Here is a 19,226-nt window from a genome sequence, read left to right as displayed (position 1 = left end):
AGTGGGGGCAACCTCTCTTTGAAGCAAGCGAGGTCTGCCGATTATGGCGAGTCCTTGAATAATTTAGATTTTGTGATCTTTATATTTTGCAAGAAGACTTTCATAAAGATAATAGCCATGAATTTTAAAGAGGTGTATTTAATAGAACAAAGTTTTTTGTACAGATTCATTCCAGCCTTATAATTAAGGCTATCTGTCAATTTTAAACATACATATTGCCAAAAACCAAAAACCTTCCAATCATATTGAGAGTTATTATCGATAAATAGTAACTTATATTCTTCTTCTGAAAGTAAGCCGCTATGAATCGCAACTAATCTATAGCTAACATTGAAATTACTAATCAAGGATATATTGAGGTTATATTTGACAAGAAGTGATTTTAATTCACTCAGGAATAGGCTTCGATTGTATAATTTATCTCTGCTCTTTTCTCCTCGGGTAAGAGAGTTATTATTATCTTGGGAATAGTGGTAATATGCTTGGGGCAAAAAACTTACTTTTGGCTCATTCAAGAGCAGCTCCACCATAACTAAAATGTCTTCTCCACAGTAAACTGTTCGAGAAAAAGAAAGATTATACCTAAAATACAATTTGTGTTTTATCAAAACACCCCACACAGAACCCGGTGCTTTGAAACGCAGTATATCTTCTGCAAGAACTATTGCTTTCAATGAAGGAGAACAGCGTTGCATGTACTTATTATCTAAATAATAATCGGTTATTAAAATATCACTATTTTCTGTTGCTATCTGTTTATACATATCCAATAACATATTAGGTTCAACCCAATCATCACTGTCTATATGAGTGGAGTAAACTCCTTTAGCTTCTATAACCCCTAATTGTCGCGCGCTACCCACCCCTTCATTTTCTTTATGAAATACCCTTATCCTGCTATCCCTTTTCGCGTATTCATCACATATTTTTCCGCTATTATCTGTTGAACCATCATTAATCAACAATACCTCAAAATCAGTAAATGTTTGAGTTAAAATACCGTGCAATGTTCTTGGAAGAAGTTTCTCTGTATTATATACCGGCACTATAATTGATATTTTAGGTGTATTCATTGCTTAATTTCCTAAAACTTACTTTACTAAAAACCATTCCTCGCATGTGTTGCCTCGTTTCCTTATTTAACATAATAAAGTATCCAGAGAGCGCGGTTGAGACGGTAGAAGTTACCACCACAATAATAAATCGCAACCATCCTTCTACAAAACAATAGTGTAGATAAATGGGTATTATGGAGGCTATCAGAAGAGTTGCAAAACAAATAAAAACAACTTTAAATAAAAAACGACCGAGGGAAAATTGAGGAATTAATAAATGAGTCATAATTAAAGATGCAGCAAAGTAAAATACAAATAAAATAGTATTAACTATAAATGGTACTATTGGTGAATATCCTGCTTTCAATAAAAAATAGGAAATGGGTATTACTAATAAATAAATACTACCCGAAATAAAACTAAATGATCTTATCTGTCCTGTTGCATGAATAGCAAATATAAGCACAAAAAACATGGATGCTTGCAAACTATTTATGTAGTTTAATTGGCAAAATAGTACAGTATACTCAGGTACATTTGTTAACCAAAAATGGAGTATAAAGTGATTCTCAATAATAAGAGGAAGGGATGTAAAAAAAAGAAGAAAGAATGAGATTTTAGCTGAATTAATTATCAAGTGCTCCATTCTTTCTATTTCATTTGCAGCATAATATTTCACTATTCGCGGGCGAACTGCTGCTAGAAAGTTTCCTGAAAAATTGATTATCGCGCTATCAACTAGAGTAGCTATGCTGTATGCGGAATTTACTGCCACACCAAAGTATAAGTTGAAAAGTATATTTATACCCTGTAATTTTGTTACAACAGCCATATTGCCGTATAAATCCCAAACAGAAAACTTTAACATTGGATAGATAATTTCCTTCTCCCATCTCAATTTATATCGGCACGCTGAGAAGTTTTTCACACAATAAAACTTATATACCAATGTAATAAAAGATGACACGCCCAGGAGCAGCGCAGCATATAAAATTAATTTATCAAAACTACCAACTACTGACAAAAAGTAAACAGCTAATAATTGTAATGTATAATTTAATATTTCTATGTATGCATACACATTCATCCTTTCATGTGCAATAATCATAGCGCTATACGGTACTTGAATTACGGAAATCATTATACTGATAATAGATAATTGGAATACCCAATTTGCAGCAGGTATACGTTCTATAGGAATAACAATTTTATTTCCCAATCCCCATAATCCTACCGTTTCAGTTAATATAAATATAATACCCGCAATCAATATATGAATAGTTAATGCTGCGGAGAAAATTTTTTTCAATTTTTCTTTACTACTACATCCTAATTCAAAGGTCAGAAAACGCGAAGTGGCGCCATTTATCGAGTTTTTGAGAAAAGAAAATAATACTGCTATCCCGGACACTACTCCATAAATCCCATAATCAGAAATACCTAAAGTATTCAATACTACATGCAAAGTGTACAAATTAACTGCCATAGAAAATAGCATTCTGAAATAGAGGAAAAGCGTATTCATCGTAATTATTTTTGAGTCTGAAGTGAAGCTCATTGTTAAAAGAGTCCTCTATGATGAAGGTGATAGAGGGGCATTGTTCTAGAACCCCATATCTTGTGAGGACTATTATAATCCTCTCTATGAAAATGGCGCCATTTGAAATCAAAGAATTTTTTGAATCATGAAAGGCAGCTGTGTCTTTATTTTTTGCAATGCGACTTGATAAGAAATTGAAAATAGGCCGGATGTAGCACCATCTTGAATTTACGGTCAAAACAGTTGCTACTTGATTTCTATTAAGAAAGGTTAGGAAGTACCAATCTCTTGGCAAATAGAGCGTTATTCATTCCTAAACTGCCTACTCAATTGAATGGCCATTTCTATTGACTGTTCATAGTTGAGTCGGGGATCAACCAGACTATGATAGGCTTTTTTCAGATCATCAGGTGCTAATCCGCGAGCACCGCCAATACATTCGGTAACATTATCACCCGTAAGTTCAAAATGAACACCACCTAGATAACTACCCATATTGCGATGAATTTCCAAAGCTTGTTTTAGTTCTAAAAGGATGTTATCAAAGTGACGTGTTTTGATGCCATGTGTTGTAGTTTCTGTATTACCATGCATGGGATCACAGGACCAGGTGACTGGGATTTTTGTTTTTCTCACTGCCTCAATAAGAGGGGGAAGCAGTTTATCTATATGTCGTGCTCCGAGTCGGGTAAACAACAAAAGACGTCCCTCTTCGCGCTGGGGATTCGCTCTGTTCAATACTTCTTCCAGCCATTCGGGAGTGGCCCCCGGACCGATTTTGATACCAATAGGATTTTCTACGCCACGTAAAAATTCCAAATGCGCGCTGTCAGTTTGTGCGGTGCGCATACCAATCCACGGGAGGTGAGTAGAAAGGTTATACCATAAACCATCTTCCATTTGCCGTGTCAATGCTTGTTCGTAATGCAAATGCAATGCTTCATGAGAAGTATAAAAATCGACTTTAGATAAATTACTGGATTGTATTCCACCAATAGTATCTAAAAAGTCCAACGCATCGGCAATTGATTTAACTAGAGTCTGGTATTCTTCCTTTTGCTTTGAATGCTCAACAAAACTTAAATCCCACTGCTGGGGGTGATTAAGGCTAGCAAAACCACTATCGAGCAAACTACGTATAAAATTTAAGGTAATCGCTGAGCAGTTGTAGGCTTGCAACAATAATTTAGGGTTAGGTTCTCGTGCTTCCTGGGTAAATTCTGGAGAATTGACCAGATCGCCACGATAACTGGGTAAAGTAACGCCCTCAATTGTTTCATAATCCGAAGAACGGGGTTTTGCATATTGACCAGCGATGCGTCCCACACGGATAATGGGCTTTCTTAAGCCATGCAATAAAATCAAACTCATCTGTAAAATGATTTTTAATTTATTACTAATAATTTCCGAACGACAGTCATTAAATGATTCAGCACAGTCACCCCCTTGAAGAATAAAGGCTTCCCCACGTCCAGCACGTGCAATTTCTTTTTTTAAATTGTTTACTTCACTACTGGTAACGAGTGGAGGTAAAAGGCTCAGTTGATCTACAATTTTATTTAACTGTTCATTATCAGAATAAGTTGCAGCTTGTAAATACGAGTACTGGAGCCAAGACGTAGGCGACCATTTTTGCATAAAAAAACCTATGTAACTTTTTTGAGTCTAAGTATGGAATAAATGAACACATACTGCAAGCGAACTGCGCCTTTAAACTAATTTTTGCATAAACCAAATAACATACAATAAGTTCTTGTATTATTCAATTAATGTATTTTTTATCTATAAGTCGATTATTTTAAATTAGTACTTTGTTAGAGTCTGTTATAGACCCTGGGCTTTCAACTAATAATTCTTAAATTTCATAGAGAATATTGCCTGGGTTCATTATTGAAAATATCAGCGAATACTTCATTCGTACTTCGAGTCCCAGATTGAATCGCATCACGATATTGAGGCGGTGTCATCATCTATGAGTTCTCCCTTTGTTGTGTGCATTTAATAATCATTTTAATGGTGTTGAAATGAGACAGTATGAGCAATAAATCGCCTATAATAATAGTGATTGGTTTAATATCCAGAGAGTGTGAAAATGAGTCAAGACAAGCAAGATAAGACTGACGAAAAAGGGCAATTTAACCGTACAATCAAGGGCGATTATAATATTATTCTCAAAAGAATGGATGATGATAGCCCATTGGATTCTAAGAGTCTTTTGGAGCTTTCAGAGAAAAACGGTCATGCTCCTATATTGATTATTCAAAATAATCAATTAAAAATATTTGGATATAAACCTAGAAGTAATGTGGCGCCTGGTGATTGGCATCTTCGAACACTTTATTTTTCAGATAACTTAAAAGACCCTATTATTCAAAAAGCGTGGACTCAGAATATGATTAAATTTTCGGAATTGGATCCGAAAATGCAGGAAATAATCGCTAATAATCATCAGGAAATACAAACACGAAGAAGACGGGTTCCCACTTTAACTGATGAACACATCATTGAGGATATAAAAAAGGGACGTAGTCTAAGCCCACTACACAAACAAGCACGCCAGCAGCATTTTTTTTATGAGGCTTCGTTGAGAACCCAAAAGGAGCTATCATACTATGCAGTCAGTGGAGGATTTAAAGTACCCTATGTTGTAGCAATACAAGGTACAAACTATAAAGTACGTAGTGCGGCAAAAGTTATTGCTGAATTAAGGTCAAAGGGAAAAAGCGGGCCTGAGAGCCCTTCTCAAAGGGAGCATTCTGAAAATAGAAGTAAGGTTGGAACTCATATTCCTGCTTGTGTACAGAAGTTTGATCCGAATGATAATCATACGCTTTTTATACCTCTTGAAGGGCAAACGAAAGAGAATAAAATACAACAATCTCTCGACATGAGACTTGGTGGACCGTTAAAAGGTTTATTGCGATCGTGTGGGAATAATGGACAGCTTGAGGCCTTTCTTGGGCCTACTGAAGATATGATAGGTTTTTATAAAGACAGAGGTTTTGATTTAGTCGAGGAAATATGGTTCCCTTCCACAGGAAGATATTATTCATTCATTAATAAAGAAACGGGTGATTTTATAATTACATTGGCGGGCCTCCAAAGCCAAGCCAATTTAATTTCACAATTACTCACGCTTAAAATGGCAGGGGTTAATGTTGATAAGGTCAAAGTGTATGGAGACACTCAGAGTATCGAGCATGATATCACTCAAGATATCTTAAATTTCAAAGAAAAACTCTTATCATCAGGTATTAATTTAGAAAAGCAAAATACAGCGCTTGTTATTGCAGGAAATGGGGGAATTTTAGGGAGAGAGATTGAACGCTTAGATGAAGACATTGATGTCGATGGCCAAATAAAATCGGAGCCTGGAAGTAAGTGTGCAATGACCTTTTACCCCACTAAAGGAGCCAAAGGCGGTGTGGTGGGTATAATTAATTTAAGTATGCCCTATGGAGAAGTAATGGGACCCATGATGACCGATATGGCGGAACACTTGCATGTACGTGAGGTATTTTTGGCGGGAATAGGAGGGGCAATTGGTCGCAGAGAGGAAAAATTGGAAGAAGACGTAGTAGAGCAGCATATTGGAACTTATCATGTTTTTTTTACAACGACTAATCCTGAAACAGGAGCACGATATACACTGGAGGATACAGAAGTAATCATGCCGCCTATCGATCAGAAAGGCAAAGGATGGCTTAATGATGAGTCCGTTGGATTACATGTTCATGTCGATTCACCATTTATAGAAACTTTTGGTTGGCTTGAAGAACGAATGGATGAACGGTGTACTATGGTTGATTGTGAATCCCATTTTGCTATTGAACGAATTAAAAAGTGGAATGAAGACCATCCTGAAGATAAGATACGTATTATGCCTGGTCTTCTTGTATCAGATTATGTGGGTCATAAATCACTTGGGGCTTTGACACCAGATACCTGCAAGCATGTTAAACCGTTTCTAGAGCATTTTGTCGAAAGAATAAAAGAACCTCGGGAAGAACTAACAACATCGTTCAAGGTACTATAATCAAATAGTACTCTTTATGCGAACTTGTTAAAGTTCAGGGAACACTGCTGAGGTACCTCGTTGAAAATATCAGCTAATAACTCATCAGTACTATTCTTCATCTGAGAAAATAAAGCTCTCAAAGCAGTGAGTTCTGATTGAATCGCAGCACTATTTCGAGGAGGTGTCATTGATCCCTTAATTCCTATAGCATAGACTCCCTGCACGGTATGATATAAAGCAAACTGTTCTCCTAATTGTGTGATATCTAATGCGATTTTATGTCTTCGTCCACTATAGTAATCATAAACTTGAGGCACATCATTCAGCTTTTCCTGAGATACTACTCCAGTATTTTTTAAATCAGTGCTGCAATACAATTTTAACATGGTCCATGGAAAATATTTGCGCTGAGCTTTACCCAATTTAAGCCATGCTTGATTAAGTTCGGATTCAGATATCTTGTGAGCGGACCAGTCACGACAACAGCTAATATAATGTTCATAGATATCGAAGAGATGGGTTAAATCCACATGTTCGGGTGGATTATCCTGAAGTAAAGTAATCATTTTTTTATTTTCTTCAGTACACTTTTTTTCAATATTTTTTTTAAAGAGTTTTAACATATAACGATCGCAAAATATAAAAGCATAAGATAAAGGTGTTATGGATCGAAGGGGAAAATTTTCTGTTAATTCGCCATATTTAAATAATAGTTGGGGTTCTTTATCGAGAAATTTTTCTACCATAGGATAATTTGCTTTCTTCACATGTTCAAAAAATGCCTTTTTCTTACATCGTTGCAGGGAGCTATGAAATAATTGATTAATTCCTGTGGAAATGGTGGATAAATGAACTTGTTGTTCCAGATTAAGGTGTTTTGAGATACATTCTGCAGTATCTTCTATGAGAGTCTCAAAAGTTGTATACATTAGGTAACTACCTGTTTGGCAATAAATATAATAATTTGGACTCAAATTATACTACTTTATACTTATATTGTGTGATCTAATTAAAAAAATAACTATTTTTGAAATAAAAGATCTTTAATTTAACGGGTTACTCTGTGCTATTCGATGTTCTATAAATAAAAAAATTTAAAGGCTTGAAATCTTATCAGGTGCCCCCATCTTTGGTTTTCACCTTGCTAAGCTGTCGGATTAGGAGTCATTGCATGAGTAAAAAACAAGATAAAAGAAATTGGCATCAACTTAAAAAAGAACATGAATCTAAAGAATCCAAAGAAGTTGAGCATCCTGAAGGTACTCTAGATCTGCCTGAAGAGATAGAACACCTGGAACCTTCTTTAGATCATCCAAATTACATTGAATTGAGTGAAAAACTCACTCTTGCTGAACAGCAATCTCATGAAAATTGGGAAAAAGCTGTCCGTGCCCAAGCGGAGTTGGATAATGTACGTCGCCGTGCTGAGCGTGAGGTAGCGAATGCTCATCGTTATGGTGTTGAGAAGTTAATTACTGATTTATTACCGGTGATCGACAGCCTGGAGCAAGCCTTGCAGCTGGCTGTTAAAGCAGAAGATGTATCAATGCACGAAGGTTTGGAATTAACTTTGAAGCTTTTTATGGATGTATTGAAGAAATTCGAGGTTCAGCAAATTGACCCTATGGGCACGCCCTTTGATCCGCAGCTTCATGAAGCAATGTCTATGCAGGCTGCACCCGATGCAGAACCCAATATAGTATTAGCGGTATTCCAAAAGGGATACAAACTCAGTGATCGCGTGATTAGACCAGCGCGTGTTGTCGTATCAAAAAAATAAAAATGTGCGCTTTGTGGGTTGAAATTGGCAAGTTATACCCCATATAAGAATCATCGCATTAGAAATTATTACTTTGGAGCAAGAATAGAATGGCTAAAATTATAGGAATCGACTTAGGTACCACCAACTCATGTGTTGCTGTCATGGAGGGTGATAAACCTAAGGTTATTGAAAACAGTGAAGGTCACCGCACTACTCCTTCCATCGTCGCTTATACAGATGACGGTGAAGTATTGGTTGGACAATCTGCAAAACGTCAAGCAGTAACTAACCCGGATAATACTCTATTTGCAATTAAGCGATTGATTGGTCGTCGTTTTGAAGATGCGGTTGTACAAAAAGATATCAAAATGGTACCATACAAGATTGTTAAAGCAGACAATGGAGATGCTTGGGTTCGTGTGAAAGATCAAGACAAAGCACCACCACAGATTTCTGCTGAAGTACTACGTAAAATGAAAAAAACCGCCGAAGATTACCTCGGTGAAGAAGTGAAAGAAGCGGTGATTACCGTACCTGCTTATTTCAATGATTCTCAACGCCAGGCAACCAAAGATGCTGGCCGTATTGCAGGTCTTGATGTAAAACGTATCATCAACGAGCCTACTGCTGCTGCTCTTGCCTATGGCATGGACAAAAAACGCGGTGATTCAATCATTGCTGTGTATGACCTTGGTGGTGGTACTTTTGATATTTCAATTATTGAAATCGCAGAAGTTGATGGAGAACATCAATTCGAAGTACTCGCAACAAATGGTGATACTTTCTTAGGCGGTGAAGACTTTGACTTGGCTTTGATTGAATACCTGGCTTCTGAATTCAAAAAGGATACTGGTATTGATTTACACAACGATCCATTAGCGTTACAACGACTGAAAGATGCCGCTGAAAAAGCAAAAATTGAACTTTCTTCAGCACAGCAAACAGATGTTAATTTACCTTATATTACAGCGGATGCTTCTGGACCAAAACACTTAAATATCAAATTGACTCGCGCCAAATTGGAGTCTTTGGTTGAGAAGCTGGTTGAGCGTACTGTAGAGCCTTGTAAAATCGCATTGAAAGATGCTGGACTGACTGTATCACAAATTAATGAAGTCATTTTGGTGGGGGGGCAAACCCGTATGCCTTTAGTCCAAAAAACAGTAGAAGAGTTTTTTGGTAAAGAGCCGCGTAAAGACGTTAACCCTGATGAAGCAGTTGCTGTAGGTGCTGCCATCCAAGCTGCAGTATTATCTGGTGAAGTAAAGGATATTTTGTTGCTTGACGTAACGCCTTTATCTTTAGGTATTGAAACCATGGGTGGCGTAATGACCAAACTCATTGAGAAAAATACCACAATTCCCACTAAAGCCAACCAGGTATTCTCTACCGCAGATGATAATCAAACAGCTGTTACTGTACATGTGTTGCAAGGTGAAAGAGATCAAGCGTCAGCGAATAAATCTTTGGGCCGCTTCGATTTAGGTGATATTCCTCCTGCACCACGTGGCGTACCCCAAATTGAGGTAACTTTTGATATCGATGCAAACGGTATCTTAAATGTTTCTGCTAAAGATAAAGCGACAGGGAAGGCTCAATCAATTGTCATTAAAGCATCCAGTGGTTTGAGTGATGAAGAAGTGGAAGCAATGGTCAAAGATGCTAAATCTCATGCTGATGAAGATAAGAAATTTAAAGAAATGGCAGAGCTGCGCAATCAGGCAGACAGTTTGATTCATAGTTGTGAAAAATCTATGAAAGATCTGGCAACTGAACTCAACGAAGATGAGAAAAAAGGGATTGAAAATGCTATTGCCGAATTAAAAGAGGCAGTTCAGGGTAGTGATAAAGCACAAATTGAAGACAAATTAAAAGTGCTAAGCGATGCTTCTGCAAAAATGGCTGAACGAGTTTATGCTAAAAAAGCATCAGAAGGACAAGCAGGGCAAACAGGACAAGAGCAGGCACACCAAGAACAAGCGCAATCCCAAGAATCAGCTAAAACGGATGAAGGTGTTGTAGATGCTGAGTTCGAGGAAGTTAAAGACGATAAGAAATAATTGGTGCTATATCGTGACTTAGTAACTTAGGTGCTTTGTAGCTTAGGTACAGTGAAGCGGAACCCGGAATTAAGAGCTTATTTATGCTTGGAATTCCGGGTTTCGCTTCGCTGTACCTAGACCACATTGTCCATTTTAATTTTTAATATTGTGAGTAGTTATGGAACAGCGGGATTATTATGAACTTTTAGAAGTAAGTCGAACTGCAAGTGACGCTGAAATTAAAAAAGCATATCGCAGATTGGCAATGAAGTATCACCCTGATCGTAATCCTGGTGATTCTGCTGCAGAAGAAAAATTTAAAGAAATTCAATCCGCTTACAGCATTCTTTCTGATCCACAAAAACGTTCCGCATATGATCAATTTGGTCACGCGGGTGTTGATCCTTCCTTGCGAGGCGGACCCGGAGGTTTTGGTGGGTTCGGAGGTTTTGGGGACGTCTTTGAAGATATTTTTGAAAATATTTTTTCGGGTGGACGAGGGGCTGGACGCCAATCTCGTGGTCAACACGGTGCTGACTTACAGTTTAATGTGCAATTAACACTTGAAGAAGCGGCGCAAGGTAAAGAAGTACAAATTACAGTTCCTAGACATGGTGCGTGTACTACGTGTAGTGGTAGTGGTGCCAAAAAAGGAACCCAACCAAAAACGTGTGAAACCTGCAGTGGTATGGGACAAGTTAGAATTCAGCAAGGTTTTTTCTCCATTCAGCAAACCTGCCCTAGTTGTCATGGTGAAGGAAAAATTATTTCTAACCCTTGTCCAGACTGTCATGGTCAAGGCCGGGTACGTGAAAGCAAAAAACTTACAGTTAAAATTCCCGCGGGTGTTGATAACGGCGATCGGGTTCGTTTAAGCGGAGAAGGAGAAGCGGGTACACATGGTGGGGGGCCTGGCGATCTTTATGTACAAATTAACATAAAAAAACATGCTATATTTGAACGTCATGAAAATGACTTACATTGTGAAGTGCCAATAAGTTTTATTATCGCGGCTATGGGTGGTTCTATAGAAGTACCAACCCTTGAAGGACGCGTCACTTTAAAAATCCCTGAAGAAACGCAAACCGGTAAAGTATTTCGTTTAAGAGGTAAAGGGATGAAGTCCGTACGTGGGCATGGCCAAGGGGATTTACTATGTAAAGTGGTTATAGAAACTCCTGTGAATTTATCGCGAGAGCAAAAAGAATTATTAAATAAATTCCAAGAATCACTGGAAAATTCTAAAGGAAAACATTCTCCACGCTCTAATTCTTGGTTTGCAGGTGTGAAAAAATTCTTCGAAGACATGAAATTTTGAAATAAGTAAGTTACAATTGCACATTTATCGAAATGTGCATTTTTTGAACTTAAGTGTCGAGGAATATGAATCACTTCCGGATGAAGCAAAGCTCTAGCCGGAAAAACCCTTGTCAGCGAAGTCTGGGATATGTTTTTTGCATCCAAGATGCAAGTTCAAATGCCAATAGAGTTTCCAGTTGAACCAAAAAGAGTAGATCCATGATGAACCAACCAGCAATTTTAGTATTAGCCGATGGTACCGTTTATGAGGGTATTTCGGTGGGGGCAACAGGCGATTGTGTCGGAGAGTTGGTTTTTAATACTTCTTTAACCGGTTATCAGGAAATGCTCACTGATCCTTCCTATGCACGACAAATCATTACCTTGACTACAGCACATGTAGGAAATACTGGATGTACGCATGAAGATATGGAGTCAAATAAAGTTTGGGCTGCCGGTTTGGTGCTTCGTAACTCTTCAATAATCCATAGTAATTATCGCGCGGAGCAATCTCTTCCAGATTGGCTCAAAAAAAATGGGGTAGTTGCTATTGCTGGAGTTGATACTCGCGATTTAACCTTACGTTTACGAGAGCATGGTGCTTTGGGTGCTTGCATTAGTACTGATGTAGGGAACCCTGAACTGGTTTTGGCAAAAGCACGATCCTTCTCTGGGTTGCAGGGTGTTGATTTGGCTCAGGAAGTTTCTAGAAAAACCATAGAGCGCTGGCATGATGGCCAAGGTGAATGGGGGAAGGATTCTCAGCCGCAACAATTTCATGTCGTTGCTTATGATTTTGGAGTAAAGCACAATATTCTGCGTATTTTGCATGACAAGGGGTGTCATTTAACTTTAGTTCCGGCAAAAACCTCTGCTGCGGAAGTTTTAGCGATGAATCCCAATGGAGTATTTTTATCAAATGGCCCAGGAGATCCACAGGCTTGCGATTATGCTATTCGCGCAACCCAGGAATTTTTGGCGCATGATATTCCTCTATTTGGTATTTGTCTGGGTTTTCAGATTTTAGCTTTAGCTTGTGGTGGAATGACCAAAAAAATGAAATTCGGTCACCATGGTGCGAATCATCCGGTAATTGAAACTGAAGGGAAAAAACGCGTTTTTATAACAAGTCAAAACCATGGTTTTGCGGTTGATGAAGAGAGCTTGCCCAAGTGTCTTTCCATTACTCATCGTTCTTTATTTGATAATACTCTACAGGGTATCAGACATAAGGAGAAACCAGCATTGGGTTTTCAAGGACATCCGGAAGCCAGTCCCGGACCCCATGATATAGAAATAATATTTAATGAATTTATACAATTGATGAAATAAATAGGACATATAAATATTTAAGAGGATTAATTAATGAATGAAAGTCACGTTTTTACGTCTGAGTCGGTTTCTGAAGGACATCCTGACAAAATAGCCGATCAAATTTCTGATGCAATTCTAGATGCTATTTTAATGCAGGATCCTGCTGCTCGTGTTGCTTGTGAGGTGTTTGTTAAAACGGGAATGGTTTTAGTCGGCGGGGAAATTACTACTAAAGCTTGGGTAGACGTGGAAGCGGTGACGCGACAAGTAATTAAAGATATAGGTTATAATAGTTCGCAAATGGGTTTTGATTGGGAATCTTGCGCCGTACTTTCTGCTATAGGCAAGCAATCTCCTGATATTGCTCAAGGTGTAGATAATAAAGAAACGAGAATTCTTGGTGCTGGAGATCAAGGTTTAATGTTCGGTTATGCCAGCCGTGAGACAGATGTTTACATGCCAGCTCCTATTGCCTATGCACATCGTTTGATGGAAAAACAAGCCCATTTACGTAAATCAGGAGCATTGCCCTGGTTGCGGCCTGATGCCAAATGTCAAATCACTTTAAAATATGAAAAGGGTATCCCTGTTGAAGTAGATACAGTTGTTTTCTCAACGCAACATGCAGCTGAAATTGGACATAATGATTTAGTCGAGGCCGTGCGTGAAGAAATTATTAAAACCACATTACCCGGCGAATGGCTAACACATAGAACACGTTACTTTATCAACCCAACAGGCCGGTTTGTTATTGGTGGACCTTTAGGAGATTGTGGGCTAACCGGTCGTAAAATTATCGTAGATACTTATGGTGGGATGGCGCGGCATGGAGGAGGATGTTTCTCAGGTAAGGATCCTTCCAAAGTAGATCGCTCAGCGGCATATGCAGCGCGACATGTTGCAAAAAATATAGTGGCTGCCGGACTGGCTGATAAGTGTGAGCTACAAATTTCTTATGCAATTGGGGTTGCTGAGCCCACTTCAATTTTTGTTGAAACTTTTGGTACCGGTCGTTTGCAGGATAGCGAAATTATTGAATTAATTAATGCTCATTTTGACTTAACACCCCAAGGTATTATTGAATATCATGATTTGCTTCGTCCAATCTACAGACAAACAGCTACTTATGGTCATTATGGACGTGAGAATCTTCCATGGGAACGTTTGGATAAAGTAACGGAGCTACGTAAAGCTTTATAGGGGTATGGCCTAAAGGAGGGCTCTAATGGAACTAGTCAATAAAGTAGGAGCAGGAAGTAAAATGGCTCAAGATTATAAAGTGGCTGATATATCGCTGGCTTCTTGGGGACGCAAAGAAATTGCAATTGCCGAAACCGAAATGCCTGGCTTAATGGCTTTGCGTGAAGAGTTTGCTGCAACAAAACCGTTAAAAGGCGCTCGCATTGCAGGTTGCCTGCACATGACAATCCAAACAGCAGTGCTGATTGAAACATTGATTGCTTTGGGTGCTGAGGTTCGCTGGTCTTCTTGTAATATATTTTCCACTCAGGATCATGCTGCTGCAGCTATGGCTGCTAAGGGCATTCCTGTTTTTGCCTGGAAAGGTGAAACTGAGGAAGAGTACTGGTGGTGTGTTGAGCAAACTCTTACTGGACCGAATCATTGGACTCCTAATTTATTGCTGGATGATGGTGGCGATCTGACACAAATCGTGCATCAAAAGTTCCCGGAATTATTATCTGGAATTAAAGGAGTGTCTGAGGAAACAACAACCGGTGTTGCCCGCTTGTATGAAATGGCCAAAAAAGGTGATTTAAAAATCCCTGCGATTAATGTGAATGATTCAGTAACTAAATCCAAGTTTGATAACATGTATGGATGTCGCGAGTCCTTATTGGATGGAATAAAACGAGCCACGGATGTGATGATCGCAGGAAAGGTCGCGCTCATTTTAGGCTATGGTGATGTGGGTAAGGGGTGTGCACAGGCATTACGTGGTCAAGGCGCTGTTGTGCTCATTGCTGAAATTGATCCTATTTGTGCGCTTCAGGCTGCAATGGAAGGGTATCGCGTGGTGACTCTGGATGATGTTGCCGAGCAGGTAGATATTGTGGTTACTGCTACGGGTAACTACCATGTAGTAACTCATGAACATATGAAGCGCATGCGTAATCAGGTTATTTTATGCAACATTGGCCATTTTGATTCTGAAATCGATGTACAGAGTTTAAAGAAATACCAATGGGAGAATATTAAGCCCCAAGTTGATCATGTAATTTTTCCTGATGGGAAGCGCCTGATTCTTTTAGCCGAAGGGCGGTTGGTTAATTTAGGTTGTGCTACTGGCCATCCAAGTTTTGTCATGTCAGCATCTTTTTCCAATCAAATTCTTGCGCAAATCGAATTATTTAAAAATGCGACTCAGTATGACAGGCAAGTGTATGTTCTTCCCAAATTATTGGATGAAAAAGTAGCTCGTTTGCATTTGGGACGCATCGGAGCGAAATTGACGCAACTTTCCAAAGAACAAGCGGACTATTTAGGCGTCGCAATTAATGGTCCCTATAAGTCTGAGCAATATCGTTATTAATTTTCTTTACTCCTAAAATACGGGTTCTGCTGCACAGAACCCGTACCTTCTTGATTTTTCACATCATTGTTTCTTTATAAAAAAATCTATTTATTTCAACAACATAAAACAACTGATTTTACAAAGAGATTTAATCATAACCACCTTTTAAAATTGTTGCGCATTTATAAAAAAAGCCTCATAATTCGCCCACATCTAACAATGTGTTTATATAAATCTCATAAAAGATTATTAGAGTTCATGATGTTCAATAGTTGTTAGTTGCATAAAAAAATTAATAAATATTTTTCTCAAGGATTGCTAACTATGTTTTCTACTCAACAGTCTATGTTTTCTTCTCTCCAAATTGAACAAGAACCCAGTGCCATTTCATTAGATGAGCTAAATACGCATAAAGCTTCTTTTAGATATTCAGAGTTGGATATTGAGAATCATAGCGAAAATAAGATTCCCGATTTTACGGGTAAAAAAGCCTTATTATTTATTAGCGTAGGCCAAGCTTATCATGAAAAGGGTAAGTTTTTAGCAACGATTGAATTAGTTAATAAATATTCTTTTAAATCATGTGACATTGTCATGGCGGATACTTTGCAAAGACATAATCACAGAGGTAATATGGGACTAGAAAAAGCTACTGAATTTTCTAAAAAAGCGGGCGATCTTTGGTTGGAACGCAGTCAGCATGCATTAAATCTTCTTAAACTACCGCATCAAATTATTCGCTGGGACGAATTACTTTCCCACCCAGATTATGATGGATTAAAAGAGTCAATCGTCAAAGAGTATAATGAAAACAAACAATATGCAGAAGCTATCCAAACGAATGTTCTTACTTATATTGATAGACTTTCTCTTATCAACCCGTTGACCGATAAAGATACATTATTTAGACACGGTTTGGATTACTTAATAGAAGAGTGCCCAATCGTTATGCCAATGTGGGCAAAAATGGGGTACGATTTTATTATTTATCCTAAACCACTTACTGTTGGTATGGCTAAAACTCGTGAGTTATTCCTTTCTGAAGAAGATCAAGATAAATGCCAATGGTTGTATCTTCGTTTTAAGAAAAAAAATGCTCAACCCTATTCTTCTACTGCTAATACCAGCAATTAATTTAAATAGTTGCCTAGGAAAATCAAATGAAAATATATGATCAAATACCTGTAATTGATGTATCTGCTTTGCGTACAGCAAAAACGAAGCAGGACTTAATGGGATTGGCAGAAGAGTTTAAGTATATCTACAGTAATATTGGTTTTGCTTATATTAAAAATCATGGAATTTCGAAATGTTTGGTAAATTCTATTTTTGAGCAGGCTAAGTTATTTCATCATCTTCCAGAAGAAGCAAAACTTAAAATCATTCAAAATGAATTTTTTAGAGGCTACATGCCGTTTGCTACGTCGATTCTCTCAGTATCAACACTGGGAGAGGCAATAAAACCGAATCAGAGTTCAGCGTTTATTCTCGGGCATGAAGTTGATGCCAATGATCCCGATTTTGAAATGGGAATTAATCTTGCTGGACCAAATCAATGGCCGGATGAAAAATTACTGCCTGAATTCAAGAATACATTAATTCATTATCGAGATGAATTAACCGTGTTAGTAAGAAATTTAATTCGCGTGGTTTCTCTTTCAATGGGACAGGACTACTACGCTTTAGATAAATATTTTGTCAATCCGACTACTTTCTTACGGTTACAAAACTACCCAGCACAGCCTAATATTATCCCTGAAGATCAATATGGTATTGCACCACATACTGATTATGGAATACTCACCATTTTGGCTCAAGACTCCCTTGGCGGCTTACAGGTGAAACAACAGGATGATTCCTGGTTAGATGTTGAACCTTTAGAAGATGCATTTGTCCTGAATACAGGGGATATGTTACGCAGACTAAGTAATGACACTTATATTTCTACACCACATCGTGTTATCAACATTTCAGGAAAAGAAAGATATTCAATTCCATTTTTCTTTGAGCCTAATATGCATGCGCATATTTCTCCGCTGGTTATCAACAATGTTCCGCCAAAATATGAATCCATTGAATATGCAGGATATTTGATGAGACGTATCAAAGGCAATTATACTCTTGGTGCGAAAGAACTCGAAGATGTTGTTGAAACTGTTTAAAAATATTATTCAAATTACATCCAATGTCCCAATTTTAAGGGACATTGGACTTTTTAATTTGTAACATTCCTTGAGGTAAATATGTCCAGCCATTTTCTTAACTTGAATGATCAAGAAGTATTATGTAGTCGTTTTAATCAACTTTTAGAGCATGTTAAAAGCCATTTTCAATTTTATAAGGATTATTATCAGCATATAGAACATCCTATTGATTCCTTGAATGATTTAAAACATTTTCCGTTAATTGATAAAAATGTACCTAATATATCTGTCTTGGTTAATGAAGTGTTAGAAAGCAATCCACCTTCATATTTCGAAACAAGTGGAACTTCAGGAAATCCTTTCCCAGTTATCCCTGATCTCGGACCCGAACGAGGTGGGGAATTCGCAAACTTCATTTTTGATTGGCTTAACTTAGATAAAGATGAAGTGAAGCGCGCTATAATTGCACTTCCATTTGAAATGAATCCGATTGGAATAAAATATTTTGCAGGATTAACCAAAGCCGGGATCACTGCTATTCCAGCTGGGGTAAAAACTCTAGTATGTATGCCCCAAAAAGTAATCGAACTTATAGAGCGGTTAAAACCGGAGCTTCTGATTGGAAGACCCCTGGAAACCCTTCGCTATGCACAAGCAATGTCAGAACAAGGTATTGATCCATGCAAATCTTCTATAAAGAAAATAATCTTAACCGGTGAAATTATTTCAAAAGCGAAGTTCCAAAGACTGAGTAAAGTCTATGGAGGCGCCTCGGTACACGGCGTATATGGTTTGACTGAGCTGGATAGTGGAGGTTTGGTTTCGTGCAGCAAGCATAACTACCATTTGCCCTCCAATCCTTATTTGATTGTTGAATTACTTAAAGATGATTTTGTAACTCCCGTAGATCAAGAAAATGAAATAGGTAACATCGTTTTAACCAATACCAATGTAAATTATATGCCTTTATTGCGTTACAAAACGGGTGATTTTGGAACGCTCCAATTTAATTGCGGCTGTGAATACGATACACCCGTGATTCACGTACTTGGCCGGGCTGCGGATAAGATATACTGTTCCAAAAACAAACTCTCAGTATTTCCAATTCAAATTGAAGAGATCCTCTTCCAATTTGAAGAAATTGGTTGCGATTATCAAATTATCTCTAAGAATGAGCAGATAGAAATTAAAATCGAACTTAATTCAAGCTTAAGTGAGGATAAGAAAAATGCATTAATTAACGACGTAAAAGAGAAGATTAAGCAACAGTTAAATATTGATATTGAGAAAATCACTGTTTATAACCCTAATTCATTAGCAAACAAATTAGGAGTAGCTAAAGCAAAAGCAGGAACACTTTATAAACTTGATAATTTAAGTGAAAGTGAAATTGCTGAACGCTTACAGATTAACTTCTAATTGGTTCTATAGATTCGTTCACGTCCATATTCGCACTTTAAGCCTGTTTCCTCAAAGGCAAGCTCTCCTGATACCGCGCATAAAGCGCGGTACGAAGAAT

At 37.9% G+C, this 19,226-nt stretch carries 14 protein-coding genes; 10 read left to right on the top strand and 4 right to left on the bottom strand.

Features of this window, described 5'->3' with window-relative positions:
* Positions 1-41: 41 nt before the first annotated feature.
* From LXO92_RS15100 to LXO92_RS15090, 3 genes are all read right to left on the bottom strand, one after another.
* Positions 42-1,073 (bottom strand): glycosyltransferase family 2 protein, encoded by a 1,032-nt coding sequence (locus tag LXO92_RS15100; protein ID WP_232891265.1) that lies wholly within the window; start codon positions 1,071-1,073, stop codon positions 42-44.
* Entirely contained in the window at positions 1,060-2,541 is a 1,482-nt protein-coding gene (locus tag LXO92_RS15095; protein WP_182350346.1) for an MATE family efflux transporter, read from the bottom strand. The genes LXO92_RS15100 and LXO92_RS15095 overlap by 14 nt, the downstream gene beginning before the upstream one ends.
* A gap of 357 nt (positions 2,542-2,898) precedes the next feature.
* Complete coding sequence (locus tag LXO92_RS15090) at positions 2,899-4,233, bottom strand: 3-deoxy-7-phosphoheptulonate synthase class II (RefSeq protein ID WP_182350345.1); 1,335 nt, start codon at positions 4,231-4,233, stop codon at positions 2,899-2,901.
* A gap of 454 nt (positions 4,234-4,687) precedes the next feature.
* On the opposite strand from LXO92_RS15090, the gene LXO92_RS15085 reads away from it, so the two are divergent.
* Entirely contained in the window at positions 4,688-6,631 is a 1,944-nt protein-coding gene (locus LXO92_RS15085; RefSeq protein WP_232891264.1) for a hypothetical protein, read from the top strand.
* A 14-nt stretch (positions 6,632-6,645) separates the two neighbouring features.
* Here LXO92_RS15085 and LXO92_RS15080 read toward each other — a convergent pair whose 3' ends face one another.
* Positions 6,646-7,542, bottom strand: a complete 897-nt coding sequence (locus LXO92_RS15080; RefSeq protein ID WP_232891263.1) for a hypothetical protein — start codon at positions 7,540-7,542, stop codon at positions 6,646-6,648.
* 242 nt (positions 7,543-7,784) lie between these two features.
* Between LXO92_RS15080 and grpE the strand changes: the two genes are divergently transcribed.
* The 9 genes from grpE (at position 7,785) to LXO92_RS15035 (ending at position 19,126) form a co-directional block, all read left to right on the top strand.
* Entirely contained in the window at positions 7,785-8,393 is a 609-nt protein-coding gene (grpE, locus tag LXO92_RS15075) for a nucleotide exchange factor GrpE (RefSeq protein ID WP_182350342.1), read from the top strand.
* A gap of 89 nt (positions 8,394-8,482) precedes the next feature.
* Positions 8,483-10,435: a molecular chaperone DnaK gene (dnaK, locus tag LXO92_RS15070; protein WP_182350341.1), complete on the top strand. Its 1,953-nt coding sequence runs from the start codon at positions 8,483-8,485 to the stop codon at positions 10,433-10,435.
* Positions 10,436-10,595: 160 nt separating this feature from the next.
* The gene (dnaJ, locus tag LXO92_RS15065; protein ID WP_182350340.1) at positions 10,596-11,735 is read left to right on the top strand and encodes a molecular chaperone DnaJ; all 1,140 of its coding nucleotides are present in this window, start codon (positions 10,596-10,598) and stop codon (positions 11,733-11,735) included.
* A gap of 200 nt (positions 11,736-11,935) precedes the next feature.
* The gene (carA, locus tag LXO92_RS15060) at positions 11,936-13,048 is read left to right on the top strand and encodes a glutamine-hydrolyzing carbamoyl-phosphate synthase small subunit (RefSeq protein ID WP_182350339.1); all 1,113 of its coding nucleotides are present in this window, start codon (positions 11,936-11,938) and stop codon (positions 13,046-13,048) included.
* Between the two features lie 33 nt (positions 13,049-13,081).
* Positions 13,082-14,230: a methionine adenosyltransferase gene (gene metK, locus LXO92_RS15055; RefSeq protein WP_182350338.1), complete on the top strand. Its 1,149-nt coding sequence runs from the start codon at positions 13,082-13,084 to the stop codon at positions 14,228-14,230.
* A 25-nt stretch (positions 14,231-14,255) separates the two neighbouring features.
* Complete coding sequence (ahcY, locus tag LXO92_RS15050; protein WP_232891262.1) at positions 14,256-15,581, top strand: adenosylhomocysteinase; 1,326 nt, start codon at positions 14,256-14,258, stop codon at positions 15,579-15,581.
* 306 nt (positions 15,582-15,887) lie between these two features.
* The gene (locus LXO92_RS15045; RefSeq protein ID WP_182350336.1) at positions 15,888-16,697 is read left to right on the top strand and encodes a tRNA-dependent cyclodipeptide synthase; all 810 of its coding nucleotides are present in this window, start codon (positions 15,888-15,890) and stop codon (positions 16,695-16,697) included.
* Positions 16,698-16,723: 26 nt separating this feature from the next.
* Entirely contained in the window at positions 16,724-17,725 is a 1,002-nt protein-coding gene (locus LXO92_RS15040) for an isopenicillin N synthase family dioxygenase (protein WP_232891261.1), read from the top strand.
* Positions 17,726-17,806: 81 nt separating this feature from the next.
* Complete coding sequence (locus tag LXO92_RS15035; RefSeq protein WP_182350334.1) at positions 17,807-19,126, top strand: phenylacetate--CoA ligase family protein; 1,320 nt, start codon at positions 17,807-17,809, stop codon at positions 19,124-19,126.
* Positions 19,127-19,226 lie beyond the last annotated feature (100 nt).

It is taken from the genome of Legionella resiliens, from assembly GCF_021344005.1.
In the GTDB taxonomy this organism is placed as follows: domain Bacteria; phylum Pseudomonadota; class Gammaproteobacteria; order Legionellales; family Legionellaceae; genus Legionella; species Legionella resiliens.
The sequence above is the reverse complement of the archived record's forward strand: the minus strand, read 5'-3'. Positions and strand labels throughout refer to the sequence as shown.

Excerpts from the sequence above, each read along its gene's own strand:
- LXO92_RS15100 (WP_232891265.1), bottom strand. The coding sequence starts at position 1,073 with ATGAATACACCTAAAATATCAATTATAGTGCCGGTATATAATACAGAG.
- LXO92_RS15095 (WP_182350346.1), bottom strand. The coding sequence starts at position 2,541 with ATGGCAGTTAATTTGTACACTTTGCATGTAGTATTGAATACTTTAGGT.
- LXO92_RS15090 (WP_182350345.1), bottom strand. The coding sequence starts at position 4,233 with ATGCAAAAATGGTCGCCTACGTCTTGGCTCCAGTACTCGTATTTACAA.
- LXO92_RS15085 (WP_232891264.1), top strand. The coding sequence starts at position 4,688 with ATGAGTCAAGACAAGCAAGATAAGACTGACGAAAAAGGGCAATTTAAC.
- LXO92_RS15080 (WP_232891263.1), bottom strand. The coding sequence starts at position 7,542 with ATGTATACAACTTTTGAGACTCTCATAGAAGATACTGCAGAATGTATC.
- grpE (WP_182350342.1), top strand. The coding sequence starts at position 7,785 with ATGAGTAAAAAACAAGATAAAAGAAATTGGCATCAACTTAAAAAAGAA.
- dnaK (WP_182350341.1), top strand. The coding sequence starts at position 8,483 with ATGGCTAAAATTATAGGAATCGACTTAGGTACCACCAACTCATGTGTT.
- dnaJ (WP_182350340.1), top strand. The coding sequence starts at position 10,596 with ATGGAACAGCGGGATTATTATGAACTTTTAGAAGTAAGTCGAACTGCA.
- carA (WP_182350339.1), top strand. The coding sequence starts at position 11,936 with ATGATGAACCAACCAGCAATTTTAGTATTAGCCGATGGTACCGTTTAT.
- metK (WP_182350338.1), top strand. The coding sequence starts at position 13,082 with ATGAATGAAAGTCACGTTTTTACGTCTGAGTCGGTTTCTGAAGGACAT.
- ahcY (WP_232891262.1), top strand. The coding sequence starts at position 14,256 with ATGGAACTAGTCAATAAAGTAGGAGCAGGAAGTAAAATGGCTCAAGAT.
- LXO92_RS15045 (WP_182350336.1), top strand. The coding sequence starts at position 15,888 with ATGTTTTCTACTCAACAGTCTATGTTTTCTTCTCTCCAAATTGAACAA.
- LXO92_RS15040 (WP_232891261.1), top strand. The coding sequence starts at position 16,724 with ATGAAAATATATGATCAAATACCTGTAATTGATGTATCTGCTTTGCGT.
- LXO92_RS15035 (WP_182350334.1), top strand. The coding sequence starts at position 17,807 with ATGTCCAGCCATTTTCTTAACTTGAATGATCAAGAAGTATTATGTAGT.